24 protein-coding genes and 1 tRNA gene are annotated in these 26,196 nt (G+C 50.8%); 8 read left to right on the forward strand and 17 right to left on the reverse strand.

Features of this window, described 5'->3' with window-relative positions:
- From AJE_RS01090 to AJE_RS01120, 7 genes are all read right to left on the reverse strand, one after another.
- A partial coding sequence (locus tag AJE_RS01090; RefSeq protein WP_008949281.1) for a DUF349 domain-containing protein occupies window positions 1-2,714 on the reverse strand: 2,714 nt, incomplete at its 3' end.
- The gene (locus AJE_RS01095; protein WP_008608441.1) at window positions 2,704-2,985 is read right to left on the reverse strand and encodes a YeaC family protein; all 282 of its coding nucleotides are present in this window, start codon (window positions 2,983-2,985) and stop codon (window positions 2,704-2,706) included. The genes AJE_RS01095 and AJE_RS01090, both read right to left, overlap by 11 nt.
- 1 nt (window position 2,986) lies before the next feature.
- Window positions 2,987-3,313 (reverse strand): hypothetical protein, encoded by a 327-nt coding sequence (locus tag AJE_RS01100; protein WP_008608440.1) that lies wholly within the window; start codon window positions 3,311-3,313, stop codon window positions 2,987-2,989.
- Window positions 3,314-3,341: 28 nt separating this feature from the next.
- Window positions 3,342-4,472, reverse strand: a complete 1,131-nt coding sequence (locus AJE_RS01105; RefSeq protein WP_008949282.1) for a M14 family metallopeptidase — start codon at window positions 4,470-4,472, stop codon at window positions 3,342-3,344.
- Between the two features lie 61 nt (window positions 4,473-4,533).
- A complete protein-coding gene (locus AJE_RS01110) occupies window positions 4,534-4,791 on the reverse strand; it encodes a DUF2960 family protein (RefSeq protein ID WP_008608438.1) in 258 nt (85 codons plus the stop codon).
- Between the two features lie 6 nt (window positions 4,792-4,797).
- Entirely contained in the window at window positions 4,798-5,649 is an 852-nt protein-coding gene (locus AJE_RS01115; protein WP_008949283.1) for an EamA/DMT transporter family protein, read from the reverse strand.
- On the reverse strand, window positions 5,649-6,788 hold the full coding sequence (locus AJE_RS01120) for a 1-acyl-sn-glycerol-3-phosphate acyltransferase (protein ID WP_008949284.1): 1,140 nt from the start codon (window positions 6,786-6,788) through the stop codon (window positions 5,649-5,651). The genes AJE_RS01115 and AJE_RS01120 overlap by 1 nt, the downstream gene beginning before the upstream one ends.
- Window positions 6,789-6,965: 177 nt before the next feature.
- Between AJE_RS01120 and AJE_RS01125 the strand changes: the two genes are divergently transcribed.
- Window positions 6,966-7,042, forward strand: a tRNA-Pro gene (locus tag AJE_RS01125).
- A gap of 379 nt (window positions 7,043-7,421) precedes the next feature.
- Window positions 7,422-8,114, forward strand: a complete 693-nt coding sequence (locus tag AJE_RS01130; protein ID WP_008949285.1) for a superoxide dismutase — start codon at window positions 7,422-7,424, stop codon at window positions 8,112-8,114.
- A gap of 275 nt (window positions 8,115-8,389) precedes the next feature.
- Here the strand turns inward: AJE_RS01130 and AJE_RS01135 are convergent, their stop codons facing one another.
- The 3 genes from AJE_RS01135 to AJE_RS01145 all read right to left on the reverse strand — a co-directional run bounded on the left by AJE_RS01135 (window position 8,390) and on the right by AJE_RS01145 (window position 10,273).
- Window positions 8,390-9,289, reverse strand: coding sequence for a hypothetical protein (locus tag AJE_RS01135; protein WP_008949286.1), 900 nt, complete (start codon window positions 9,287-9,289; stop codon window positions 8,390-8,392).
- Between the two features lie 196 nt (window positions 9,290-9,485).
- Window positions 9,486-9,980 (reverse strand): hypothetical protein, encoded by a 495-nt coding sequence (locus AJE_RS01140; protein ID WP_008949287.1) that lies wholly within the window; start codon window positions 9,978-9,980, stop codon window positions 9,486-9,488.
- Window positions 9,977-10,273 (reverse strand): nucleotidyltransferase domain-containing protein, encoded by a 297-nt coding sequence (locus tag AJE_RS01145; RefSeq protein ID WP_008608429.1) that lies wholly within the window; start codon window positions 10,271-10,273, stop codon window positions 9,977-9,979. Before AJE_RS01145 ends, AJE_RS01140 begins: the two co-directional genes overlap by 4 nt.
- A gap of 186 nt (window positions 10,274-10,459) precedes the next feature.
- Between AJE_RS01145 and AJE_RS01150 the strand changes: the two genes are divergently transcribed.
- The 3 genes from AJE_RS01150 to hepT all read left to right on the forward strand — a co-directional run bounded on the left by AJE_RS01150 (window position 10,460) and on the right by hepT (window position 11,931).
- Complete coding sequence (locus AJE_RS01150) at window positions 10,460-11,011, forward strand: YaeQ family protein (RefSeq protein ID WP_008949288.1); 552 nt, start codon at window positions 10,460-10,462, stop codon at window positions 11,009-11,011.
- A 100-nt stretch (window positions 11,012-11,111) separates the two neighbouring features.
- Complete coding sequence (mntA, locus tag AJE_RS01155) at window positions 11,112-11,510, forward strand: type VII toxin-antitoxin system MntA family adenylyltransferase antitoxin (RefSeq protein WP_008949289.1); 399 nt, start codon at window positions 11,112-11,114, stop codon at window positions 11,508-11,510.
- Window positions 11,500-11,931, forward strand: coding sequence for a type VII toxin-antitoxin system HepT family RNase toxin (gene hepT, locus AJE_RS01160; protein ID WP_008949290.1), 432 nt, complete (start codon window positions 11,500-11,502; stop codon window positions 11,929-11,931). The genes mntA and hepT overlap by 11 nt, the downstream gene beginning before the upstream one ends.
- Window positions 11,932-11,973: 42 nt before the next feature.
- Here hepT and AJE_RS01165 read toward each other — a convergent pair whose 3' ends face one another.
- The 3 genes from AJE_RS01165 to apbC form a co-directional block, all read right to left on the reverse strand.
- On the reverse strand, window positions 11,974-12,549 hold the full coding sequence (locus AJE_RS01165) for a glutathione S-transferase family protein (protein ID WP_008949291.1): 576 nt from the start codon (window positions 12,547-12,549) through the stop codon (window positions 11,974-11,976).
- A gap of 201 nt (window positions 12,550-12,750) precedes the next feature.
- Window positions 12,751-13,347: a dCTP deaminase gene (gene dcd, locus AJE_RS01170; protein ID WP_008949292.1), complete on the reverse strand. Its 597-nt coding sequence runs from the start codon at window positions 13,345-13,347 to the stop codon at window positions 12,751-12,753.
- Between the two features lie 2 nt (window positions 13,348-13,349).
- Window positions 13,350-14,249 (reverse strand): iron-sulfur cluster carrier protein ApbC, encoded by a 900-nt coding sequence (gene apbC, locus AJE_RS01175; protein ID WP_008949293.1) that lies wholly within the window; start codon window positions 14,247-14,249, stop codon window positions 13,350-13,352.
- A 149-nt stretch (window positions 14,250-14,398) separates the two neighbouring features.
- Here apbC and metG point away from each other — a divergent pair, with 149 nt between their 5' ends.
- Together metG and AJE_RS01185 are read left to right on the forward strand one after the other, a co-directional pair.
- On the forward strand, window positions 14,399-16,459 hold the full coding sequence (gene metG, locus AJE_RS01180; RefSeq protein ID WP_008949294.1) for a methionine--tRNA ligase: 2,061 nt from the start codon (window positions 14,399-14,401) through the stop codon (window positions 16,457-16,459).
- Window positions 16,460-16,480: 21 nt separating this feature from the next.
- Window positions 16,481-18,007: an MFS transporter gene (locus AJE_RS01185; protein ID WP_008949295.1), complete on the forward strand. Its 1,527-nt coding sequence runs from the start codon at window positions 16,481-16,483 to the stop codon at window positions 18,005-18,007.
- A gap of 8 nt (window positions 18,008-18,015) precedes the next feature.
- On the opposite strand, the gene AJE_RS01190 is transcribed toward AJE_RS01185, so the two are convergent.
- A complete protein-coding gene (locus AJE_RS01190) occupies window positions 18,016-19,485 on the reverse strand; it encodes a hypothetical protein (RefSeq protein WP_008949296.1) in 1,470 nt (489 codons plus the stop codon).
- Window positions 19,486-19,517: 32 nt separating this feature from the next.
- Window positions 19,518-20,522, reverse strand: a complete 1,005-nt coding sequence (locus AJE_RS01195) for an NAD(P)H-quinone oxidoreductase (RefSeq protein WP_008949297.1) — start codon at window positions 20,520-20,522, stop codon at window positions 19,518-19,520.
- A gap of 120 nt (window positions 20,523-20,642) precedes the next feature.
- On the opposite strand from AJE_RS01195, the gene AJE_RS01200 reads away from it, so the two are divergent.
- A complete protein-coding gene (locus AJE_RS01200) occupies window positions 20,643-21,845 on the forward strand; it encodes a class I SAM-dependent rRNA methyltransferase (RefSeq protein ID WP_008949298.1) in 1,203 nt (400 codons plus the stop codon).
- Between the two features lie 48 nt (window positions 21,846-21,893).
- Here the strand turns inward: AJE_RS01200 and AJE_RS01205 are convergent, their stop codons facing one another.
- Window positions 21,894-22,193, reverse strand: coding sequence for a PilZ domain-containing protein (locus tag AJE_RS01205; protein WP_008949299.1), 300 nt, complete (start codon window positions 22,191-22,193; stop codon window positions 21,894-21,896).
- Between the two features lie 61 nt (window positions 22,194-22,254).
- Complete coding sequence (gene hrpA / locus AJE_RS01210; RefSeq protein WP_008949300.1) at window positions 22,255-26,136, reverse strand: ATP-dependent RNA helicase HrpA; 3,882 nt, start codon at window positions 26,134-26,136, stop codon at window positions 22,255-22,257.
- Between the last annotated feature and the right edge of the window lie 60 nt (window positions 26,137-26,196).

A 26,196-nucleotide genomic window follows, 5' to 3' on the forward strand; every position in this document is an offset into this window, starting at 1 on the left:
GCGGCGACGCGTTGTAATAACGGCTGTTCGTTAGCGGCGACCGGGCCGTGTGCCAACCAGTGTTGCAGTAATTGCTCGGCATTAACCTGCTGACCGCTGTTGTGCTTCATTGATAACAGCGCTAACTGCACCTGCTGCTTTTCGCTGGGTTCAACCTGAGTTGCACCCTGCCCGGTTAACAGCTCGAGGGCTACTGTCAGTTCACGCCGGCTCAGTAGCGGCGTTGTGCCCTGTAAAGCATCACGATAACCGGCGGGTACCAACTCTGGACGCCACTGGCCTGCAGCCAGCGCTTCGAATAACTGATTTAACTCGGCTTTGTGTTTTTGCTGGCGCATACCGGCGGCTTTACTGGCTAATTCTGCCGCCAGTTGTTCACGCGCGGCCCGGGCTTCGGCAAGATCCGGTAAGCTCAGCTGCTGCAATTGCTGTTGCAGCTGTTGTACCGTGCTTAAGTCTGTGGCAGCAGTCAGCGCCTGAGCAATATCTTGCAGCTGCTGTTGCAGAGCCGACCACGCCTGTTGCTGCGCGGCTTGCTGCGCCTGATGCTCGGCCTGACGTTGATTAAAGAACCCATCGCACAGTGCGCGGAACTCTAACCATAAGCTCTGATCCTGTTGCTTGCCAGCAAAACCCAGTTGTTTCCAGCGTTGCTGCAATTCTTTTAACACCGACGCCGTTTGGCCAGCATCGGTTAGCAATAATGCGGCTTTGGCATCGTCAATCAATGCCTGTTTTGCTGCGGCCTGGGTTTGCTGTGCCTGGTTTAAGCGGGCTTTTAACTGCTGGGTAAGTTGCTGATACTGTTGCTGTAACGCCTGATAATCCTGCCGGTTTACCGCGCCGGCCTCACGCCAGCGTTGGGTTAACTGACGCAGCGATTGTTCCAGCGCTTTTTCCGGCAACTCTGTATGCAGCAATAACGCCAGTTCGGTCAGAATTTGCTGCCGCTGCGCCAAGTGTGCAGCACGTTCGGCATCCTGCTTGGCAAAAAACTCGCGACACGGGGCAAAGGCAGCTTCACAGGCCAGGTCAAACGCCTGATTCAGGCTATCGTCTTCCGCCGGATCGGCTTTACCCAGTGAGTTCCAGTTAGCGCGGCTGAGCTTCACCTGTTCAGCGCGCGCTTTGGCATCGGTTAGCGGCTCAGCAGAAAGTTGCTGCATCTGCTGCAACATCTCGCGTTTTCGTGGCGTGGCAATATATTGTTGCAGCTCGTTCAGCGCCTGATACAGTGCGCTAACTTCGCTAAAATCCCGCTCGGCTTGCTGCTGTAAGCTGGCATCCAGCTGCTGATAATCCTCGGTCAGACCTTTAAAGAGTCCAAACAACACCTTATAACGGCCGGCACTGTGCAAGCGTTTAAACTCTGCACATTTGCTGCGTAATTGCCGTAACTGGCGTTGTTGCTGTTGCTGCAAGCCGGTCAGTGCCTCTTTCCAGCGTTGCTGCAGTTGCTGGCGCTCGGCCAGTAATGGCTGTGGCACAGGTAAACCCAGCCCCTGCTCCAGCTGCCGCCAGCTGGCTTTAAACTGCGAATAATGGTGCTCCGCCACTGGCAAATCGGTTGCGGTTTGCGGCAGTGCTATAGCGCTAAACTCTGACACTAACAGCGTTAGTTGCTGCAACTTTGCCGCAGCTGCCGGCAAGGCGCTAAGCTGCTGCGCCAGATTTTGTAGTTGCGCCGCCAGCTGTTGTTGCTCTCTGGCGGCCAGCGGCGCGGCAGAGAGCTCCTGCACCAGTTCACGGTGCGCCGCTTCTAACAATGACAGCTGTTCTGGCGTCAGAGAGGATAGCGCAGTCAGTTGTACACTGATTTGCTGCTGTAACGCCGTTACCGCCTGATTTAACTGCTGAAAACTGGCTGCAGCCTGAGCCTGCTGCTCGGCCTCCCGCTGCTTTGCTGCAATTTCGGCTAATTTGGGTGCTAACCAGAGGGATAACTTGCTGTTTAACTGCTGAAACTTATCCTGATACTGTGCCGCTTCGGCCTCAGGTAACAACGGCAGATCGGCAGCCAGCTGCTGCCATTCGGTCGCCAGTTGCTGTTGCAGTGCCGGCACGTCGCTCAGGTTAGTGCGCTCGCGAAGCGCATTTAACTTGGCCAGTAACAAGGTAAGTTCTTTGCGCAGTTTTACCGGGCGCTGCTTATCTGCCTGTAGCTTGGCCAGTTGTTGTGCCGCCTGCTCGGCCAGTTCGCCCGGCAATTGCTTCGCCAGCTTATCGAGCTGCTTTTCATCCTGGATGTCGGTAAGTAAGCGCGCTTTTAACGCCACCGGGAAATCGGCATCCTGCAGGCTTTGCAGCACCAGATCCTGCCGCTCCAGCCGCTGTAGCAAACTAAAGCGCAAACTAACATCGCTATCCTGCAGTGCCAGTTGCTCCAGAATACTGCTACGCTGACATTGTTCGATAAATTTCTGTTTTAAACCTGCGGCCACCTTACCGGTTAGCAACTGCTGGATCAGCTGTTGCTCGGCATAAAGTTTTAAGCGCTCGGCGGCGTCCTGCTTACTGGCTTGCCACCACAGTGCAAAATCATTTAAGCGGTGCAACGCGGCCTTGCGCACCGCTTCGGCGCCATCATTAAAGGCCAGCTCATGCAGGGTGTTTTTATGTTCGGTATTTTGCGGATCCAGACTTTCCAGCGCCTGTAGGCGTACTGCGGCATCCTGATGTTGCCATTTGGGTTTAAACCAGCGTTTAAAGATCATCGTGTGAAAACCTTGCGATAGCGGCAGGATCAGAAAATTGCTTTTTCAATTCAGCTTTGGATTTATGGACAATTTGACCATCGGCGCCAACAGTAAAAATCTCGTCCGATTTCATTACCTTGGCCTGATAAGCCATCACCAGTTGCAGGGTGTGCGCTTTTTGCTCGTCAGACAGCGGTGTGCCGTCGGCCCAGCGGCCAGTTTCGGCCGCCTGCGCCAGTTTTTCGTAGGTGTCAGGCGCCATAGCGCTGACCAGTGCATTAAAATCCATACTACTTCTTACGCTTTAACCAGATAATCCGGGCGCGGCAAACCACATACCAGATAAAACCCAGCGCGATCGCCGCCGTTGAGACATATTCGTTATAGCTGCCGGTTTCCGGTTGCCACCAGTACAGAATACCGAAGCCACCCAGAAACAGCAGTAACGCCAACATCGACTGATTCATCAGTGATTGTGACTGTCTGAGCATCCGATCCCGGTGCTGCGCCGCCAGTTTCTCCGGCGTGGCCGCAGTCAGATCGGTTTTACACTTCGGGCACTCTGCTGCTTTGTTAGAAACCCGGTGTTGGCACACCGGGCAGGAAATAATTGCCATCTGCTGTTCCTGTGTGGTTAGGTTGTTATTACTGGCCTAAATCATCAACTACGGCCAAAATCGCCGTTAATGCATCCTGGCCCAGTTTCATTGAGCGTACGTCTGACCAGCCATAGGCTTCATCCGGCAGGTTGGCGTTATCTTTAAACGGCATTTCCAGCGTATAGGCCAGGGTTTTAAATTGCTCGGCAACCCAGTTTGAGCACACGGTTAAATTGGCTTTACCCGGCTCATCGCGATCATAGCCGTAAGTGGTTTGGAACTCTGGTGTTACCGCCAGCAGCGCTTGCTTAAAGCTGGCTTCTAACTGCGCCATTTTGGCGTTATAAGAAGGCACGCCCTCGGCACCGGCAACAAAGTTGTATGGCAGGTTTTCATCACCATGCACATCCAGCAGCATATCCAGTCCCAGCTCCAGCATCTTCTGGCGCACCAGGAACACTTCCGGGCTCTGTTCCATACTCGGGTTTTGCCATTCGCGGTTCAGGTTAACCCCAACGGCGTTGGTACGCAGATGACCACGCACGCTGCCATCCGGGTTCATATTAGGTACTATGTAGAACACGGCTTTGGCCAGCAGGCTACGCGCTACGCCGTCATCTTCATCCAGCAGGCGATCTAATAAGCCTTCGACAAACCACTCGGCCATGGTTTCACCCGGGTGTTGCCGGGCAATGATCCAGACTTTCTTTTTGCTGTCATCCGGCTCACCGACTACCAGCATGCTCATATCACGACCATCCAGGGTTTCGCCCAGTTCAACCAGCTGACAGTTGTAATCGTTTTGTGCCTGATGCAGCAGATCCATATGCCGCTCGTAGCTATATGGCGCGAAGTAAGCAAAATAAACTGACTCGGCTTCCGGATAATGGGTAATGGTCAGGGTATTGCCATCATATTCGGTTTCGACCCGGAACCAGTTCTGCCGATCATAAGAGGCCACTGCCTGATAGTCTTTCCAGCCATCCGGATAGGCCGAGGTGCCGGCATTGGTAATATGCAGCTTGTGCACCTGGGCATGCGGGCTGTTTAAGCGAAAATGGAACCACTGGTAAAAATCCGACATATTGTCTTTACGGATCGCCAGTTGAATATTATTCGGATCGGTGGCATTGATAACTTCGATATTGCCACTGTCAAAATTTGCGGTAATTTTCATAACAAAACTCATTGGTTGTAGGCTGATACGCTGCGGCAATCGAATAGGATCGCGCAGCCTGTTATTCTTCTGTTGGCGGATTCTCGCGCACAAAGGCGATCTCTGCAAACCCAAATTTACTAAATGTTTGTAATCGATAGTTTTTAATTGCCGACTTATCTTTAGCGGTTTGCATTAATTGCTTTTCCATCGCCAGAAACTGCGTTAAGTCAATGCCCTCTTCCGCCGCGGCGGCTTCATAAGGGTCGCGAAAGCGATCAAAACTAAAGGCAATGACTTTGCGTTGCCCCTTGTATAAGTAGGTGACCTGTCGTGCCATATCGGTTTACTCCTGTCTTGCCGGCCGGCATAACCAAAGCGACGCCAGCAAAATTACCGAGCCCAAAGCCAGAGACCAAAGATTGGCGCTGCGGTTCCAAATTAACAGATTTACCAGCAAACCCGCCGGGATCAGTGCATTATTCATTACGGCCAGGGTGCCACTGGAGACCAGACTGGCGCCTTTATTCCACCAGTAATAACCGCCGCCGGAGGCAACTAGCCCGAGCCATAATAATACGGCCCACTGCGTGGCATTAACCGGATATTGGGCTGTGCCGAGGATAAACCAAGCCGGCAGTGCCACCAGCAGTGCGCCAACATAAAACCAGCCAAACTGCTGGTATTGCAAGCTGGCAGGCGCTTCACCTTGCTGCATTAGCCGTTTATAACCAACCTGCCCGGCAGCAAAACATAGGTTAGCGCCCTGCACCACCAAAAAGCCAAGCCAGTAATCCGGTGCCGGCATGCCATCACGCATAATCGCCGCGGCCACTACCGCCATTGCCGCCGCCAGTAAAAAGCGCGGCTGAAAGCGCCCGGCCAGCACATCGTAAAGCAGCGTAATATAAACCGGGGTAAAGATGGTAAATACCAGTACCTGTGGTACCGACAACAACAGAAACGACTGATAATAAAACAGATACATCAGCCCCAGTTGCACCGCACCAAGGGCGGCCAGCTGCAGCGCCAAGCCGGCTTTTATCGGATAACGCAGCAACCAGGGTAAAAATACCAACAGTGCCAGCGCCACCCGGGTCAGAACGGCAAAGTAGGCATCGACCTGCCCGGCCAGATACACGCCAATCAGGCTAAATGAAAACGCCCATAACAGCGTAACACCAACGAGATAGCCCATCAGGCGTTAGCTACCGGCCTTTCAGCCGCTTGTGCATGCTGTTTCAGCACCGGGGCAGCATACATTTGTGTTAAAAACGGCTGCGACTCCGGCGGTAACGCATCCAGCCTTTGTTGCCAGCTTGCCTGCTGTGCGGCATCGGCTTTGGCGCTGTCACCTGCGGCCAGATAATTAACCGGAAACAGTTTATAGTTTTGCCAGATCTGCTGATCAATCATCGCGGCCAGCGCGTCAGCATCCGCCGGAATATCAGTTAACGGTTTAGCGAAAGCAACATGCACCCGGCCTTTAAAGCCGACAATGCCTTTGATAATGGCATCGATATCTTCAAACTCGCCTTTTTGGTAATTACCATGCTGCTGTTTGTGAGAAAGTTCTCTGGCTTTATCCTGATCGCAGGGATCTAACTCATACGATAAACACACCGGCACGATATTCAGGTGGCGCATATAGTCAGCAAAGCTGTCACCGCGCTTTTTGCCTTCCATATAAAACATTTTCAGAATTGCCGGATCGGTTTCATCATTGCCATCTTTGGCGCGGCCTTCTTTTTGCGCGATCCAGATAGATTGCTGTTCATCCAGCGAATGGCGGATATAGGCCGAGAGTTGCGACAGGTTTTTCAGCATTTCCCGCGGCCCTTTGGCGCCACGTTTGACGATAAAGCTTTTATTCAGCTTCATCAGCTCGGTCGCACAGGCTTTACGCAGCAGGTTATCGCCAATAGCGATCCGTACCGTATTAAAGCCATGCTTATGCAAACACCAGTTAACCAGCGCCGGATCCATCGCAATATCGCGATGATTGGAGATAAACAGATACGCCTGACCAGGCTTTAAATGTTCTATCCCGCTAAAGGTCATGGCGGTAGTCGAGGTTTTTAGCATCCGCTCCATAAAGGCGGCAACCTGCAGCTGCACCTGTTCAATGGAGCGCAGCTTGGCCCATTTGCGCTTTAGGAAAAACTTGACCGCCGGCGCTAGCAACCAGCCAAAACTGCCGGCCAGATGCGGAAAGCGGTAATGCAAAATGGCAGCAATAAATTCCTGATCGGCAATCAGCCGGCCAATAGCGGCTTGAACTTCATGGTCATGATAAGGCCGGATATCGGCAAAAGGATCGTTCTGGATGTCGCTCACAAGCTTACAACACTGCTAATTATTATAAAGAGGCGTATTCTACTCTTTCAGACAGAATTCGCCAGCATCGTTATAACTTTGTCTGAAACATCGGAGCAGCAGCCTTGGGTAAAAAAGCTGCAGTCACACAAAAGCGCATTGCATTTCATACCGAAATCATTATGATACGCCCTACGTCGGTACGTAGCGCAGCTTGGTAGCGCACTGTCATGGGGTGTCAGGGGTCGTGGGTTCAAATCCCGCCGTACCGACCATTTAACCCTCTGCTTTAAATAGTGTTTTTCTTTCCTATCGAAATTAATCGAGTTTTTGTGTAGCAAATCCGTACCAATACACAGTATTTCAGATTAAGCGCATTCTACCGGTAGCTTTCTGGCATATAACGGCTCTGCACTGCTTCTCAATCAAGCTAGTGTAAATCGCAGTAACCAAAACCTGTCACAGAGCCGCTTTGTAACTATTTCTGGTTACCGCCAGCAACCAAGCTTTGTACGTTAATTTCCTGTATGGATAAATCAAAACTAATCCCAATTCAGTTTATGGGCGTATTTTCATGTGAACTCAACGAGTTGAACACGGTCTGAACCGCTTTGATGGCTGCTTTGTTCGCCTTTTTTCTTTCAAGGAGTCTGTATGTTGAAATCTACCCTGCTGAAATCCGTCAGCACCGCTGCCTTATTATTGGCTTCGTTATCGGCTTTTGCGGCCCCTTTTACCCTGGCCCCCTTGCCTTACGCTGCCAATGCGCTGGAGCCGGTAATTGATGCTAAGACCATGGAAATTCACCATGGCCGCCATCATCTTGCGTATGTGAATAACCTGAATGCGCAAATCGAAAATTTTCCAAAGCTGGCAGAGCTGAGCCTAGAGCGGATGATGCAGCAGATGTCGTCTTTTAATGCAGCGGTGCGTAATAATGGTGGCGGGCATTATAACCATCAGCTGTTTTGGCAGTTAATGGCGCCGGTTGGTCAGGGCGGCACACCTTCAGTTGCCTTAACTGCAGCTATTGAACGTGACTTTGGTTCATTGGATGCGATGAAAACTGCCTTTAATCAGGCGGCGGCCAGCCGCTTTGGTTCGGGTTGGGCCTGGGTAATTGTAAATAAAGACGGTAAGTTACAGATAACGTCAACGGCTAATCAGGATAACCCGCTGATGGATGTCGTTGAGGAGCGCGGCACGCCGATTCTGGCGCTGGATGTTTGGGAACATGCCTATTACCTGGCCTATCAGAACCGCCGTGGCGATTACAGTCAGGCCTGGTGGCAGCTGGTTAACTGGAATAAAGTGAATAAGTTGTTCGAGCAAGCCAGTACTAAGTAACAGCCAAGCGAAGTTGCATTGCCAAAGGCCGCCGTGCTTTGTACACCGCGGCCTTTTCGTATCTGACTCAGAAGAGCATCTGATGGCACTTAAAGCCACTGTTTATAAAGTCCAACTGCAAATAGTTAGGCTCTGCACTGCCCTTGCAGCTTAGTAAAAACCTCTGCTACAGCAGCTGCTAAGTCGGGTATCTTAAGTGCAGGTTATTAGCCCTGAGATTGCGCCGTAAAAGAAAGTAACCAAGGGGCCGGCTTACTCGGCATCAGCTACGCTAATTATAATGCTATACGACCAAGGCTAGCCCCGCCCAGTAGGCTTGCTTCACTGGTTAGCAGCAGATCACCCTGATGCCACAGAATGGCCTCCCATTGCCGCGTGGGTCGAATACTATGATACTGTCCCAATTCCCATTGTGGCGTATTATTAACAATAGGAAGCTGCCAAATAAAAGCAGCCACATTCAAAAACCCTAATCGATAGCCGACTAACGCCAGGCGTTCGGTGTCAGGGTCAAAATCGGCGCCAGTGATTAAACCATTTGTAAAAAACCGCTCACTACTGACCACTTCCTGAACTGCTGTGGTTTTATCTAGCCGGTATAACCGGGTATGACGATCTTGCAAGTTTTTAGTAAACAGCCACAGTTCATCACCCACCACCGTCAGCGCTTCGCAATCATCGTTATGGGCATGCGGACGGGTTGAGGGCTCGGTATCTGCCAGCCGAAACATGATTCTTTTCGCAACCACTTCGGCGCCGTCCTCAGCCTGTTCCAAATCTTGCCAGGCTACTTTATAAATTTGCATCCAGCTGCGATCACCGATATTGTTACCGCAATCAGCGATATACAACCAGTCGCTATCCTGTGCCAATGCTTCCCAATCGTAATTTGCCGCATTTTTAATATGCACCCGTCGGCTAATCGCATCGCCAGCCTCGGATAACTGATACAAGGTAGCGGCATGGCCGCTGTCGTTATGTGTCCATAACCTACCATCACGCATTGCCAGGCCCGATGATTCATCAACCTCAGTTGGTAACGTAGCTAATAAGGTCACATTTAAAGCACTGGATTCGGCTAACGGATAATGAGGGCTGGCAGGCGATAACGAACAACTGGTGAGTAAAAACACAGCATAGATCAAAACAAAACTAATCCGTTTACAACCAGCCATAATCAGCGCTTGCCTCCTTAACCAATGCGGGAACTAACAAAGAAACCGAACAACGCCGAAGGTTACACCGCCAACGAAAATTACACCACCACCCAACACCACAACAAAAAATACCACCGCTTCCGACTCCGGCATGATTACGTACCAGAGTCAGGCCTTCGATGCTGAATTTAGCTGAAATTTTATGGCTTTGCGGTTAAAAGGAATTACTAGGAAGCAGATTGCGTTGTTCCAGCGCCGAAATCAATTGCATCGCAAAATTTTCTAACAACGGCGTAAAGTTAGCTGCGCTATTAAGTGCATCAGCCAATAGCTGCAAGTCTTCTATATATTCATGCACCATTTTGTTTCGCAGTTGCCGGGCCAATAACCAATTTTCAGCAGATTCTAACCAACCAAAACGCTCCGCCTTGTTTAGATTATCCAAGACCGGGCCCTTGTGCTCACCCAATGCAGCCAAGGTAGCCGGCAACAACTTATCGCCAAGGTTGTCTTGTAACCTGGCAAAACGGCTGGCAAAAGCATCAAGTTGTTCGGAAAACGCTGGATCAGTATCCAGTTGCTGCAAACGCTCGGGTGTGAGTGGCGCATTAAATAAGCGTTGCAAGGTTACTGTGAGTTGTTTCCGCTCCTTGTCGATAACACGAATTAGAAAAGCCAGCCGCAACTGTTCATCAGATAGTGTGGTCATAGCGGTATACCCTTTGCCGCAATCTGGTGAATTGCTGAGCGTTGCAAATTTGGCGCTTGTAATAACACATCAATTTTTTGTATGCCGATACGCTGTATTATTTTAGCTTCCAGGCGGGCAGCAACTAAAGCGGGCTGACTGATTTCATTAGTGCTGCTTACCAGTAAGTCAATATCCCCGCCCCGGACGTCATCGCGTTGCCGCGAACCAAATAACGTCACTGTCGCCTGACTGCCAAGCTCTGCAGATACCACGGCTTTAATTTGCATAATTTGTTGTTCAGTCAAACGCATAGTGCCCCACTCCCAGAGGTTTTAGTATATACCAAAGCGAAGGAGGAACAACCATTTGGGGCAGATTACATAACAACTCCCCAAAGCGCCTCAGGTTGAATGACTAAAGCACGACTGCACGCATTGCCAAAGGCCGCCGTGCTTTGTACACTGCGGCCTTTTCGTATCTGACTAAAAGAGCATCTGATGGCACTTAAAGCCACTGTTTACAAAGTCCAGCTGCAAATTGCTGATATGGATCGGCATTATTATGCAGACCACAGCCTGACGCTGGCACAGCACCCGTCGGAAAATAACGAGCGGATGATGGTGCGCTTACTGGCTTTTGCACTGAATGCCAGTAACACCCTGCAATTTACCAAGGGGCTAAGCAGTGAAAGCGACGAGGCAGAGCTATGGGATCTGGCGCTGGATGGTACCGTTAACCTATGGGTCGAATTTGGTCAGGCCGATGAAAAATGGCTGAAAAAGGCCTGTAGCCGGGCAAAACAGGTGCACTTATATTGCTATGGTGGCCGGGTGGTACCGATTTGGTGGCAGGCGAATCAAAGTGCGCTAAGCCGCTATCAGCAACTATCAATTTGGGACATTTCGGAGCAAAGTGTGCAGCAGATGGCCACGTTGGTACAGCGCAGTATGAACCTGCAATGTAATATCAGCGAAGGCCAAATCTGGCTATCAGATGACAGCCAGAGTGTGCTGATTGAGCCCGTGCTGTTAAAAGCCGCCAGCCGCTAAGCCCGGTATTTTTCCTGAATATGCAACTGTGAGCTAACTGGCGATAACCCTGTTATTCTGATACGCTCTTGTTATATCAAAACTTATTTTATTCAGACTGATGACTAACTCTGAGCCGACAATATCTCGAATTACGCAGCTCGCAAAACAAAACGCGGATATTGGGGCTATCTGGTTATATGGCTCAAGAGTACAAGGACGAGCCAGGCCAGACAGTGATTATGATCTCGCTGTTGCTTTTAATGATTTCGCACTCGATAACTTAGCGCGCTACAATCGTCCCCACTGTCTGGCACTTGATTGGGCCGCAGAGCTCGCCCTGTCTGAAGCCAAAATATCTATCGTCGATATCAACCAGGCGCCGATTTATCTGGCGTATCAGATTATTGATACCGGACAACTGATATATAGCGATGGTAGTGCAAGAGCATGGCAAGAAATAACGCGGATTAATAGCTTATTTGAGTATCAACAAAGAGAAGCAAGTCATGAGGTTTGAAGATGCCGGCTTAAAGCTTTATTTAACTGAAGCCGCCAAACATAAACAAGACTACTGCCAACAATTAGATGAATTGCGTGCAGACTTAGCCCTGGGGGAACTACGCCGGCGTGACTACCTGGCTATAGAACGTTTATTACAACTGCTAACAGAATTGAGTATTGGCCTGGCCAAGCATTGTTTAAAAAGATATCAGCAACACAGCTCTGTCGACGCCTATCAAACTTTCTCACAGCTACATCAGCACGGCATGATTACGGCTGACGAGTTGTCAGAATGGCGCCAGATTATTGGTATGCGAAACGGGTTAGTACACGATTACTTAAATATTGATGTCAACATTGTGCGTTTGATTGTGGCGCAAGGGCGTTATCACACCCTTGCAGACTTTTGTGACAAAGCAATCCTATTTTTACGATAATGCTATTGTTAACGTATACACCGAATATCGTTATCTTCTGACTCAGGCCAGCCGCGGATCAGAGACTGCGGCGCCGGCCTTTTGCTGATTGGCAGCATGAAACGCTAGTAAGGCCGGATAATCTTCCAGATCCAACAATTCGCGGAATATCACCCAGTCCAGTAAGCAATACAGTGCCATCGCCGGATACTGCCAGTTGGCAAATTCCTGATTAGCGGCCTGCTGCTCCAGCACAAACATTGAGGCGGCAATCCGCTCTTTTTGCGCATTAAAGAACAGCCGATCTTCATTGGTATTCAGGCCGCTGCGGGTACATAAAAATAGCGAGACCAGCGAATCATTGACTGCATTAATCAACGTGAGTTGATTTTCCTGATACCAACTTAATGCTGCCAGGCCCATTTTCGCCGCCAGATAGCGGTAGATCACATTAGAATCGAAGATAATCTCGTCGTTATCCTGCAACATCGGGATTTTTAACGTTGGGTTCAGCGCTAATAACTTCTGCCGATCCGCCTCGGCAAAAATATTCATATTGATAAACTGATGTGGTGTTTCAGCCAGCAGCAGCCGGATCCGTCTTACATAGGGTGAAGTCTGTGAACCGTATAGTTGCATTGCTATCGCTCCCGGTTGGTCAAATCATTGTCAGAAAATCGAATAATGCTACGCCAAACGGCGTTAAATATCGAAAATAGCTGCCAGCGGCATTGCCAAGCTATGCAGCTTTATTGCATAATCATACCGCTTCATTTTGCTTTATATAAGCTTGCTGCCCACGTTTTTGCGTGGGCTTTTTCTTTTTAGCGCGCTCTATTGTTACAACGCTGTCTTATCATCCTGACTAATACGGCTGGCGACTGCCCCGCTCTGCTCTTTATATTTGGCATCGCTGCGCTTGTTATAAGGCTTATCCGCCGGTCCCGTCATCAGTTCAAAATTCAGGGCGCCAATTTTCATATTGGGCCTTAGCGCCAGCGGCAACTTACCACTGTTAAAAAACTCCAGTACGATATTACCCGACCAGCCCGGATCAATGCGATGCGCGGTCACATGCACCATTAAGCCTAAACGGGCTAAAGAAGAGCGCCCGTCCAGCCAGCCGACGATATCTGCCGGCAGCGTTACCGACTCCAGCGTAATACCCAGCGCCAGCTCAGCCGGGTGCAAAATAAAGACACCATCGTCCTCCAGTACAATTTCATCACTCATTACGGCATTTAAGGCAGCATCGACTTCAGCACGGGGGCCACTTAAATCGATAAAGGGCGCGGTATGCGCCTGAAATACCCGAAATTTATGGCCAAGCCGAATATCAACACTAACGCCACTAATCATTTCGGCATCGGGTGCCGGACTGATGCGGATTTTTCCCTCGGCCAGGTAGGCGGCTATATCGCGGTCACATAATCTCATTACTAATCATCCGTTATAACAATTTCCACGCTCTGGCTGCTGGCACCGGTAAGTTGCCACAGCAAGGCACGACTAATTTGTTGATAATACTCCAGCAAGCTGGCATCTCCGGCCGTTAAGGCAGTACCACTATCGGCCTGTTCCCGCAGCGCAGCTTGCAGCGGTAACTGGCCTAGTACCGGCACCTGATAGCGCTCGGCCAGTTTTACCCCCCCTTCGCTGCCAAATACATCATCGCTGGCGCCGCAGCTGGGGCAGATATAAAAACTCATATTCTCAATCAGGCCCAGAAGAGGGATTTTCACCTGTTGAAACATGGTAATCGCCTTGCGGGCATCGGCCAGCGCCAGATCCTGAGGTGTAGTCACCACCACAGCGCCCGTTACCGGCAGCTTTTGCGAAATGGTGAGCTGAATATCACCGGTGCCGGGCGGCATATCCACCAGCAGGATATCCAGCTCAGGCCACAGGGTTTCATTCAGTAACTGCAATAACGCCTGGCTGGCCATCGGGCCGCGCCAGACTGACGCCTGCTCCGGATCAACCAAAAAGCCGATCGACTGTAAACAGACACCATGCGCCTGTAGCGGATGCATTAATTTATTATCCGGGGACGTGACTTTCTCACCGGTTAAACCAAATAGCGTGGGTACCGAAGGCCCATAAATATCGGCATCTAACAGGCCGGTGCGCACACCCATTGCTGCCAGTGCCATCGCCAGGTTAGCGGAGGTGGTAGATTTGCCGACCCCGCCCTTACCCGATGCCACCATTACTATGGTTTTAATCGACTTAAAAGCACCGGGTCTGGCTCTTAAGGCTTCAATAACGCCGCTTAGCTCATTCGCGCCCGGCTCGGGCTCGCCTGCTGCCTGAGTTTTCTTTTTTAGCCAGTTAAACATGGTCACTCCGTTAAAAGGCTTTTTTGTAGACTAATCGCTTTTGTTGACAAATCGTTGGGAAACGCCGCTTGTGCGGATGCGATTTAATGCCGGTTATAGTATCATTAGTTCATATCTTTTCAGTTATTTATTCTCAAGAGCAATCGTCAATGTCGAGCCGGAAAATTCTGATCACCAGTGCGTTACCCTATGCCAATGGCCCTATTCACCTCGGACACCTGCTGGAATATATCCAAACTGACATCTGGTCACGGTTTCAGAAAGCCCGCGGTCACCAGTGTTACTACGTCTGTGCTGATGATGCGCACGGCACCCCTATTATGCTAAAAGCGCAGCAACAAGGCATCACGCCGGAGCAGATGATTGCGCAAACCAAAATAGAGCATATGGCTGATTTTGCCGGCTTTGGTATCGCCTTTGACCATTATCACTCCACGCACAGTGACGAAAACCGGTACTTTGCCAACCTGATTTACCAGCGTTTAAATGATGGCGGCTATATCAAGCGCGATACCATCAGCCAGCTGTATGATCCGCAAAAAGAAATGTTCTTACCGGATCGCTTTGTTAAAGGCGATTGCCCGAAATGCGGCGCGTTAGACCAAAATGGTGATAGCTGCGATGTCTGCGGTGCCACCTACAGCCCCACCGAAGTAAAGAACCCGCGCTCGGTCGTATCCGGCGCCACGCCAATTCTAAAAGACAGTGAACACTACTTCTTTGATTTACCGGCTTTTGCCCAGATGCTGCAGGACTGGACCCGTAGCGGTGCCTTGCAGGATGAAATGGCTAACAAACTGCAGGAATGGTTTAAAGATGGCCTGCAGCGCTGGGACATCAGCCGCGATGCGCCTTATTTTGGCTTTGAAATTCCGGGCGCACCAGGTAAGTTCTTTTATGTGTGGCTGGATGCACCTATTGGCTATCTGGCCAGCTTTAAACACCTGTGTGAAACAGCCGGTATCGATTTTGACAGCTACTGGGCACCGGATTCTGACGCCGAGGTCTATCATTTTATCGGTAAAGATATTATCTACTTCCATAGTCTGTTCTGGCCGGCGATGCTGCACGGCGCGGGTTTCCGCAAACCTAATGCCATCTTTGCCCATGGTTTTGTCACGGTAAATGGCGCCAAGATGTCCAAGTCACGTGGTACCTTTATCAAGGCCCGTACCTATCTGGATAATCTGGATCCGGAATATCTGCGCTATTACTTCGCCTCTAAGCTAACCAGCGGCATTACCGATCTGGATTTAAATCTGGAAGACTTTACCCAGAAGGTTAACGCCGATCTGGTAGGTAAAGTGGTGAATATCGCCAGTCGCTGCGCCGGTTTTATCAGTAAGCGCTTTGACGGCACGCTTTCTGCCAATCTGAGTGAACCGGAGCTGTTCGCCGACTTTATTAACACTGGGGACAGCATTGCGCAAAGCTATGAGCAGCGGGAATTTGCCAGGGCCATCCGCGATATTATGGCGCTGGCCGATAAAGCCAATCAGTATATCGATGCTAAGGCGCCCTGGGTGCTGGTAAAAGATGACAGCAAGCAGCAGGAGGCGCATGAGGTGTGCTCAATGGGCCTGAACCTGTTCCGCGTGTTAATGCATTATTTAAAGCCGGTGCTGCCGAGAATGGCCAGCGACAGCGAAGCCTTTTTAAATACCGAACTGCTGTGGGCCAATTACCGCGAGCCGCTGTTAAACCATGCTATTAACCCCTTTAAAGCGCTGATGCAGCGCGTCGATCCGCTAAAAGTGCAAGCCATGGTTGATGCTTCAAAAGAGAACTTACAACCTACTGCTGAGCCGGTTGCAGTCGCTAAAGCTGAAACAGCTAAGGCTGAGGTTAAAGTTGTTAGCGGCGAACGGGAGCCGATTAGCGAGACCATCAGCATTGATGACTTTGCCAAGATTGACTTGCGGGTCGCGACCATTATCGATGCCAAGCCGGTGGAAGGCGCCGACAAACTGGTCCAACTGCAACTGGATATTGGCGGCGGCGAAACCCGACAGGTGTTTGCCGGTATTAAAGCCGCTTACACGCCAGAGAGTCTGGTTGGCCGGCAAACGGTGATGGTGGCTAACCTGGCTCCGCGCAAAATGCGTTTTGGTTTATCCGAAGGCATGGTACTGGCCGCAGGCCCGGGCGGTAGCGATATCTTCCTGCTGACACCGGATCAGGGTGCCAGCGCAGGTATGCGCGTTAAGTAAAGTCGTTTACAGGAGCTTAGGATGGCCTCACCGTTTCGCAGTTTTTCGTCCCTGTTCTCCAGCACCCTGATTATGGTGCTGGGGTCCGGTTTGCTTACCACCTACCTGGCATTGTCATTAAGCCAGGATGGTGTCGAACAACTGTGGATCGGTGGCATGATGTCAGCTTACTACTTCGGGCTGGTCGTCGGTTCGAAAGTCGGTCATAAGCTGATTGCCCGGGTTGGTCATATCCGTACCTTTGTGGCCAGTGCCGGCATTGTAACGGCGTCAGCGCTGTGCCATGCCTTAACCGATGTGCTCAGTATCTGGTTGTTACTCAGGTTAATCGTCGGCACCGGCATGATGTGTATGTATATGGTGCTGGAAAGCTGGTTAAACGAGCAGGCCGATAGCAGCCAGCGCGGCAGTGTCTTTGCCGGTTATATGATTGTCTCCTATATGGGGATGGTGGCCGGGCAAACCGTATTGTCGTTCTTCCCGGAACTGGGACTGCAACCGCTGCTGTTGATTGGCATTTGTTACGCGCTTTGCATCTTGCCAATAGCGCTTACCCGCCGCATCCACCCACAGCCTATGCACCCAGCGCCGCTGAAAATTTTGCCGTTCTGGCGCAAGGTACCGCAATCCCTGACCACGATTTTGATCGCTGGCGGGATTTCCGGCTCTTTTTATGGTCTGGCGCCCGCCTTTGCCGCCAGTAATGGCATGGGTACAGCCGAGGTTGCCAGCTTTATGTCGGTAACTATTCTGGCCGGGTTATTAGCCCAGTGGCCAATGGGTAAACTATCGGACCGTATTCCACGTAGCCGTTTGTTACGCTTTAACAGTGCCCTGCTCGGCATTTTAGTGTTAGTGATCGCACTGCTACCACTTAAAGGCCTGGCACTGCTGATCGCCACCTTTTGCTTTGGCATTCTGGCCTTTACGCTGTATCCACTGGCCACAGCACTGGCTAATCAGAATATCGAACAACCGGAACGGGTGGCCCTGTCGGCGACCATCCTGCTGACCTTTGGCATCGGTGCCACCTTGGGGCCGTTGGTGGCATCTTTTCTGATGCAAATGCTCGGTAATGCCATGCTGTATGGCTATATGTCGGTATGCTGTCTGATCCTATTCCTGCGCTTAGCCCGGGTTAACTATAACCAGAAAATGGCCAAGCGGCTGCTGGCCGAACAGCAACCTTCAGATTATCAGCTCGCCTCTGGCGATCTGGTGTCTTCCCCGCTGGCTGCAGCACTGGATCCGCGCGTTGATGAGCAACTGGTAAAAGAACAAATGCTGGATGAGCCTGCAGTGGAAAAGCCTGATACACAGGCCGCAGATCATACGGATACTGACGTAGAGCTAACTGTGGCGAACAACGAAGACATGCCTGAGACGACAAGCGACGGAGAGCTTAGCGAGCAACCCCAGCTGGCTGATGCCGCTCCAGAAACCATGGTTACTGATACTGCGCCATCAGCCGTGCCTAAAACGGGAGATGATGACACTAGCACGTTAGAGCGGGCGGCCCAAGCCCAGCACAAGCAGCCTGGGTCCTGAGCAAAGTACTAGTTTTGAATAATCACAGCTTTATTCCACAGATTCTGGTTTTTCTGATTAATAAAATAGTCATCCGGATGCCAGCAACGTGGTAATAGTGGCGAAGCCATCCGCTCTTCAAAGTTGTAGACCAGGCGGCGTAAAATCTCGAGCAAGCGTTCTTCAGGAACTACCTCGAGCTTTTTTCGCCCTTGCGGGAAATACAAATTGTTTTCCGCGCTGACAATACAGCCACGAGCGGAAGCCTGGTAAGTTAGGCTATAGGTTACCATTCGACAAATTGGCTTGCGAAAATCCGGTGGATACAAACCGGTGACAATCGCATATTCATATCGCTCCATATCGTTGCCATCTGAGTCTTTAGGAATATAGGTCACGCCATAACCTTGCGGGAACAAGCCAACGATCCTCAAAAAAGCGGCTACTGCATTTTTGCTTAACTTACCAAGTTCGGCTGTCTTTTCCAAAGCTAATGCAGCCTTGGGTAGATCTTCATAGTTATAGCTACTACGGGTTGATAACACCATACCGGTATAGATTTGGGGAATGCGCAGAATACTCCCCAATACCTCCTGAGGACGCACCGCCTGTTTTATTAATAGCTGGATTAACTCTCGCTTTTCAATTTCAAATTGAACAAACCTATCACGCTCTTGCTTGTTACGGCCAGTGTATCGTCCTACCGTAAGCGCATCTTGCAGAAAATTTAATGTTTCCGTGTAACTTGTCTGCAAGAACAGATTACGCTCTTCCGCTTCCAATTCGCGGAATTCATCGTAGGTGCCATCAGCCCCCCGCAGAATATTTTGACAAACAGGATGGCAGCGACCGATATCCTGTAACAGTGCCGCCATCAAAACCGGAACATGCACATCATCACGATAAGGGTGATAATCTGTTTCGTCGGTATATGGCAGCGACTTACCCTCTTCGTAACGCTCCAGAATAAACGGATGATCGATCAGCCCATCCATAACCATGCGATCTAATAACCTGATGCTCAACACGGCTTTATAAAGATGTCTCGCTTTCTGATTTTCTTTGGCAATATTTCTGCCTCTGGTTGGGCAAATCAGTTGAATAGTACCCAATAGCTTGGCGCTCAGGTTGTTCGTATCGGCAAAACTGTCCGCCTGACATAGCGAAAGAATATCCCGACACAGTGCGTGTAAATCACTATATCGTTGAAATTTTGCTTCTTCGATTTCGTTGCTGAAATTTTTATGCTGGTCTTCAGCTTGTTTCAGATTTTTGGCAATCGCGGCTTGATCGCCTTTCTTAGACTGCTGTTGCCGGTTTTCAAATAGAAATAACTGTTGCTCAAGCTCCGTTGCTTTCTGATCGCGTTGCTCTTTCTCGGCAAACCATTTAATGGCTTGTTCATAAAACGAGTCCTGCAACGGACTTTGATGATATACCCGCTCAATTAAACGCTGAACAATTTTGGCGTACGCCGCCTTTCCAAAACTCAATGACATCCGGATGCTGTTCCTGGGATCAATAATATTAACTAATCAAAGCTCACGATTAACTTGCCAATAGTCTGATTGCTGGCGAGTAATTGGTGCGCTTGCTCTATATCTACGGTGCTAAATACCCGATCGATTAGCGGCTTAATGTCGCCAGCGGCCAAATCGGCCGCAAAGTCTGCCCCAAATTGCTGTGTTAACTCTGCTTTGTATGCGCTATTGCGATTTCGTAACGTTGAGCACAAAAGTTGACCGCGCTTTCTAAACAACACACTCAGGTCAAACTCAGGAATTTTTCGCCCTGCCATCATCGCATAAATAATAATTTTACCATCTTGCGCCAACAAACTCGCTTCCGCATTGAGATAGGCTCCAGCAACGGGATCAAGGATCAAATCTATGCCGGACGGCCAGTGTTGGGACAACAGCTGTTTAAAATCCTGTTCTCGGTAATTTATCGCGATGTCAGCCCCCAATTGCTTACATACCGCGGCTTTGTTCGAGTTGCCCACCGTGACGGCTATGTGTAACCCCATTGCCTTCGCTAACTGAATCGCTGCCGTACCTACCCCACTCGCACCAGCGTGAATAAGCACTCGCTGGCCTTGCTGCGCCTGGCCTAAAAAAACCAAAAGCTGATACGCAGTTAAAAAGGTTTCTGCTGTGGCAGCGGCTTGTTGCCATGTCCAACCAGGTGGAACAATCATTGCCTGGCTTGCAGGCATTGCAGCGTATTCAGCGTAACCACCACCGTTTACCAAACCAAATACACTTCGACCTATCCAGGGGGACAAAGACTGGTCTGCCACTGCAACAACAGTACCGGCAACTTCTAATCCCAAAATTTCGCTGTCACCGGCGGGCGCCGGATATAACCCCTGTCGCTGCATCAAATCGGCACGATTAATACCAAAAGCGGCAACTTTTATCAGTAACTCACCAGATTGAAGCTCTGGCAGTGCCACATTTTGCCAGCTAAGCTGGCTTTCCGCTCCGGGTGATTGCACTACTACAGCCCGCATAACTCTGGGCAAGGTTTCAAGCATAGGTGTCCTTAAACTGGTGACGAACGTTAACAGATGGGCTCTATAAACCGATTTTCCTTTAGCTTTACCAGTCACTTCTCTAAAATGCAGCCTTTAGTCTAGCATAGCGACCTACCAGATATGAATAATAGCAGCGTACCGGCGGTGATCCTGGCCGAGGGCCGTGAAAAAGCCCTGAATCGGAAACACCCGTGGATTTTCTCTAACGCCATTGCCAAAGTCCATAATACGCCAAATCGTGGCGACACCGTTGCTGTCGTCAGTAGCAAAGGCGAATGGCTGGCCTGGGCAGCCTACTCACCTGCATCGCAAATTCGTGCCCGGATCTGGAGCTTTCAACAACACGAACAGATTGATCAGGCGTTTTTTAAGCAACGTCTTCAGCGCGCCTGGCAACTGCGGCTTAGCTTGTTCAACACAGAGCAGACTAATGGGCTACGGGTAGTGGCTGCGGAGTCAGATGGTCTGCCAGGTATTACTATTGATAAATATCAGGACGTATTGGTAGTGCAGCTACTCTCTGCCGGTGCCGATGCCAAACGCAAACAATTGGTCGCTGCGCTGCTTGAGGTATTCCCGGAGCACAGTATTTACGAGCGCTCCGATGTGGATGTGCGCAAAAAAGAAGGCCTGCCGCTGGTAACCGGCTGGCTGCATTTACCGCGTGGCAGTGGTGAGGTGCTGATTAAAGAGCACGGTATGACGCTGGTCGTCGATGTGGTTAACGGCCATAAAACCGGCTTTTATCTGGATCAGCGGGTAAACCGCGCCGCATTGCGCCGTTTTGCAAAAGACGCAGAAATATTAAATTGCTTTAGCTATACCGGCACCTTTGGCGTTGCAGCCTTAATGGGCGGTGCCAAACAGGTGACTAATGTCGATCTGTCTGAGCTGGCACTACAAACCGCGGCGCGTAATGCCGAACTTAATCAGTTAGATCTAAGTAAACTGAGCAATCAAAAAGCCGATGTGTTTAAACTGCTACGACAGTATCAGGAGCAAGGCAAAACCTTTGATATCGTGGTACTGGACCCGCCGAAGTTCGCGGACAACAAAGCCCAGCTTAACAGTGCCTGTCGAGGCTACAAGGATATTAACCGGGTGGCGATGCAACTGGTAAAGCCAGGTGGTCTGCTGTTTACCTTTTCCTGCTCAGGCTTAATGGAAGAGAGCTTGTTCCAGAAGGTGGTCGCCGATGCGGCACTGGATGCGAAACGAGATTGCGTGTTTATCGAACGCTTACAACAAGACAGTGATCATCCGGTCGCCAGTTTCTACCCTGAAGGCTATTATCTGAAAGGGTTGATCTGCAAAATCTATTAAGCTAGCGCGGGATGACTGCCATTGTGGTCGTCATCCCGCTGCCGAAGCCTAATTCAATTCCAGAAAAGCTAGCCCAAGCTGATAGCAGTCTTCATTTTCCTGACTGCAGCGCATCACCTTAGCAGTGGCATCTAACGGGGCCACACTGGCGTCGGGCGACTCTAAACGAACCCGGATTAAGGTGCCCATCTCCAACGGTTCATCGACTTCTACCGCCATACCGGAAGCGCTAAGATCGCGGCACACCCCGTCTATTACCCGGGCGGCCTCAGGGTCGTTGATCATCACCTTTACCTCGGCATTGACCATCATGCGGTAAAAGTGGCGGTTATCATTCCTGTGTGGCATACACAACTCCTTCGCTACGCTTTGCATCATCTTAGCAAGCTGTGGCGACGACGCAAGTTTATTATTTAAGCTCCTGCACCGCATGCAAAATTCGCTTTACCGAAATCGGATAAGGGGTACCCAACTGCTGCGCATGCTGTGACACCTTGAGCTCTTCCAGCATCCAGCGGATCTGACTGACCGGCTCTGGAATGGCCTGACCGGCATATTTACCGAGTAAATTCTGATAGGCCTGTTCAGCCTTTTGATACTCGTGCATCAATAAACGGTCGCGGTTCGGATCGACCGGGAGCTTTTCCAGCCGCTTTAACATCGCCTGCAGATAGCGCTTCAGATCATCCAGCCTTGCTGCACCATGTTGACTAACAAAGCCTTTAAAAATCAGCTGCTCTAATTGCTGTTTAATATCGGCCTGCGCCTGAAAGTGTGCCAGATCCACCTTACCTTTTAAGCGCTTTTGAATGTCGTGATAGACCGTTAAAATTTGCTCCACCTGCAATGCGATCTGCCGTACCCGCTCATTCAGCTCAGCACGTAGCGTTTCGCGTAACCGCTCAAAGGCGGCTTTGTCCTGCACCGGTAACTGCTGGCGGATCAAGGCATCTGTTGCGGCGGCGATACAATCATCGATCAGTTCCAGCACCTTACCAAAGGGGTTAAAGTACAGGCCCAACTTGGCTTTGTTCGGTAACGACTCCTGCAGGTATTTTACCGGTGAGGGCACATTCAGCAGCACTAAGCGGCGCAACCCCTTAATATGCTCCTGCTCTGCCCGCAGCGGATTATCCAGCAGCTTAATGGCAACGCTCTGCCCGGCGTCGACCAGCGCCGGAAAGGCTTTAATTTCAAAACCGGCCTGCAGCTTAATATATTCTTTAGGCAGCTCGCCAAAGCTCCATTCGGTCAGTTGCTCCTGCTCAATGCCCTGCTCAGCCACTTCACTGAGGCTTTGCTGCACTGCGCCCTGTAATTGCTGTTTCAGTAGCGCCAGAGAGCGCCCCTGCGCCACCAGCTTACGCTCATCGACAATTTTGAAATTTATTTTCAGATGCGCCGGCAGCTCTGTTAACTGCCAGGCATCGTCAGGGATAGTTATGCCTGACATCCGCTTTAACTTGCTGCTAATCGCAGTCAGCAGTGGCTCGCTAAAGGGCGTCAGGCTTTGCATTAATGCATCAGCATAATTCGGCGCCGGGACAAAGTTGCGTCGGTATTGCTTAGGCAGCGATTTAATCAGCGCCACTAATAGCTCATGGCGCAGCGCCGGGATCTGCCAGTCAAAGCCCTGCTCTTCGACCTGGTTTAATAATGCCAGTGGGATCAACACGCTGACGCCATCATCCGGCTCACCGGGGGCAAAATGATACTCCAGCGGCAGCGTTAAATTGCCCTGGCGCCAGCTTTCCGGGAAGCGCTCGGCACTGATATCAGAGGCATCGCGCTGATACAGCAGCTCTGGGTCGAAATTCAGTAACGCTGGCTGCGTCTGGCGGGCTTTTTTCCACCATTTGCTAAAGTCGATACGGTTATTGGCCCACTGCGGAATACGTTCGGCGTAAAACGCGGCCAGCGCATCTTCGTCTACCAGGATATCGCGGCGGCGGGATTTTTCTTCCAGCTCCTGTACCTTGCTGATTTGTTGCTGGTTGTAACTTAAAAAGGCTTCATTTAAGCCCAGTTCGCCATTGACCAGGGCTTCCCGGATAAACAGCTGATGTGATACCGCCTCGTCAATCCGGCTATACAGTACCGGTCTTTTACCCACGATAATCACGCCGTACAGCGCGACCTGCTCGTAAGCAACGACGGCGCCTTTTTTCTTTTCCCAATGCGGTTCACTGTAGCTGCGATTGACCAGATGCGCAGCTAACGGCTCAATCCATTCCGGTTCAATTTTCGCTACTGTACGCGCATACAAGCGGCTGGTTTCAACCCATTCGGCCGCCATAATCCATTTCGGTTTACGCTTAAACAGATGGCTGCCGGGAAACACATAAAAGCGGGTTTGTCGTGGTCCCAGATAGTCGGCATCGCTGTCTTTACTGCCGATTTGCCCCAGCAAGCCGGTTAAAATGGCGCTGTGAATAGCCTGATAGCCCGGCGGATTGGCGTTAAAGCTAAGCTGTTGCTCCTGCGCGACCTGAGTTAGCTGCGCCACCAGGTCCTGCCACTCCCGTACCCGTAAATAATTTAGCAGCTCTTGCTTACACAGCCGGCGGAACTGGTTATTACTCAGCGCATCCTGTTGTTGTTGCAGGTAATCCCAAAGCTTTAACCAGCTGCTAAAATCAGAATCCGGATCCGCAAAGCGGCCATGCAGCTCATCGGCTTTTTGTTGCTTATCCAGCGGCCGCTCGCGCGGATCCTGAATGGATAAGGCAGCAACAATCACCAATACTTGCTGTAAGGCGCCCTGCTCGCTGGCTGCCAGCACCATCCTTGCAAGCCTGGGGTCTATTGGTAAACGCGCCAGCGTTTTGCCCAATGGCGTTAAACTGAGCTGTTGCTTACTACGTTGCTGTGGGATCGCGCCCAGCTCTTCCAGTAACTTGATGCCGTCGTTAACAAAGCGGCTGTCTGGTTTTTGCAAAAATGGAAAGGCTTCGATATCACCCAGTCCCAGTGCCAGCATCTGCATAATGACTGACGCTAGGTTAGTGCGCAGAATTTCCGGATCGGTAAACTCCGGCCGGCCTAAAAAATCCTCTTCGCTGTAAAGCCGGATACAGATCCCCGCCGCGACCCGGCCGCAGCGACCTTTACGCTGATTGGCACTGGCCTGACTAATGGCTTCAATCGGTAGTTGTTGTACCTTGGAACGGTAGCTGTATCGCGAAATACGCGCCGTGCCCGGATCGATCACATAGCGAATACCCGGCACAGTAAGCGAGGTTTCGGCGACGTTGGTCGATAAAATAATCCGCCGCCCGGCATGCGTTTGAAAAATGCGGTTTTGCTCTGCTGCACTTAAGCGTGCATACAAAGGTAACACTTCGGTATGCGGCAGCTTCAGTTTTTCCAGCGCATCGGCGGTATCACGAATTTCCCGCTCACCGTTTAAGAAAATCAGAATATCGCCCGGCGGCTCACGATACAGCTCTTCTACCGCATCAAAAATACCCTGCAGCTGGTCGCCATCTTTATCATCCTGCTCGGTAAAAGGCCGGTAACGGACTTCTACCGGATAGGTGCGGCCTGAGACTTCAATAATGGGGGCATCGAAAAAATGCCGGGAAAAACGCTCAGGATCGATGGTGGCTGAAGTAATAATCAGCTTCAGATCCGGCCGCCGTGGTAATAACTGCTTTAAGTAGCCCAGCAGAAAGTCGATATTCAGGCTGCGCTCGTGCGCTTCATCGATAATGATGGTGTCGTATTGGTTTAAAAAGCGGTCTTGCTGCATTTCGGTTAGCAAGATGCCGTCGGTCATCAATTTGACCAGCGTTTGCTGATTAGTATGATCACCAAAGCGAATTTTATAGCCAATTTGCTGACCAACCTGGCATTGCAGCTCTTCAGCTAAGCGGGCACAGACACTGCGCGCTGCCAAACGTCTGGGCTGGGTATGACCAATAGTGCCGGCGACACCCCGCCCCAGCTCCAGACAGATTTTCGGAATTTGCGTGGTTTTACCAGAGCCGGTTTCGCCGGCGATAATCACCACCTGATGGGCGGCAATAGCGGCTTTAATTTCGTCTTTTTTCGCCACCACCGGCAGCTCAGCCGGATAGCTTAACTTCGGCATGGCAGAGAGCCTGGCCGCTCGTAGCGCAGAGGACTGAGCGATTTGCGCTTCAAGTTTGCTCAGTTGCGCCGCAGCTTGCTCTGGTGGCAGCTGTTTTAGCTGGGCCAGTTTACGGCGTAGCCGGAATTGATCTTGCAGCAGACACTGACCGATTTGGGCCGACAAGGTGGAGACAGTGGATGGTGTTTCGACAGACAAGTTAGCGCCCTCAGCTTTCAGAGGGCGCAATGCTATCAAGTTAGGGGTTAGGAGTGCAAC

The sequence above is a fragment of the Alishewanella jeotgali KCTC 22429 genome, assembly GCF_000245735.1.
Taxonomy (GTDB): domain Bacteria; phylum Pseudomonadota; class Gammaproteobacteria; order Enterobacterales; family Alteromonadaceae; genus Alishewanella; species Alishewanella jeotgali.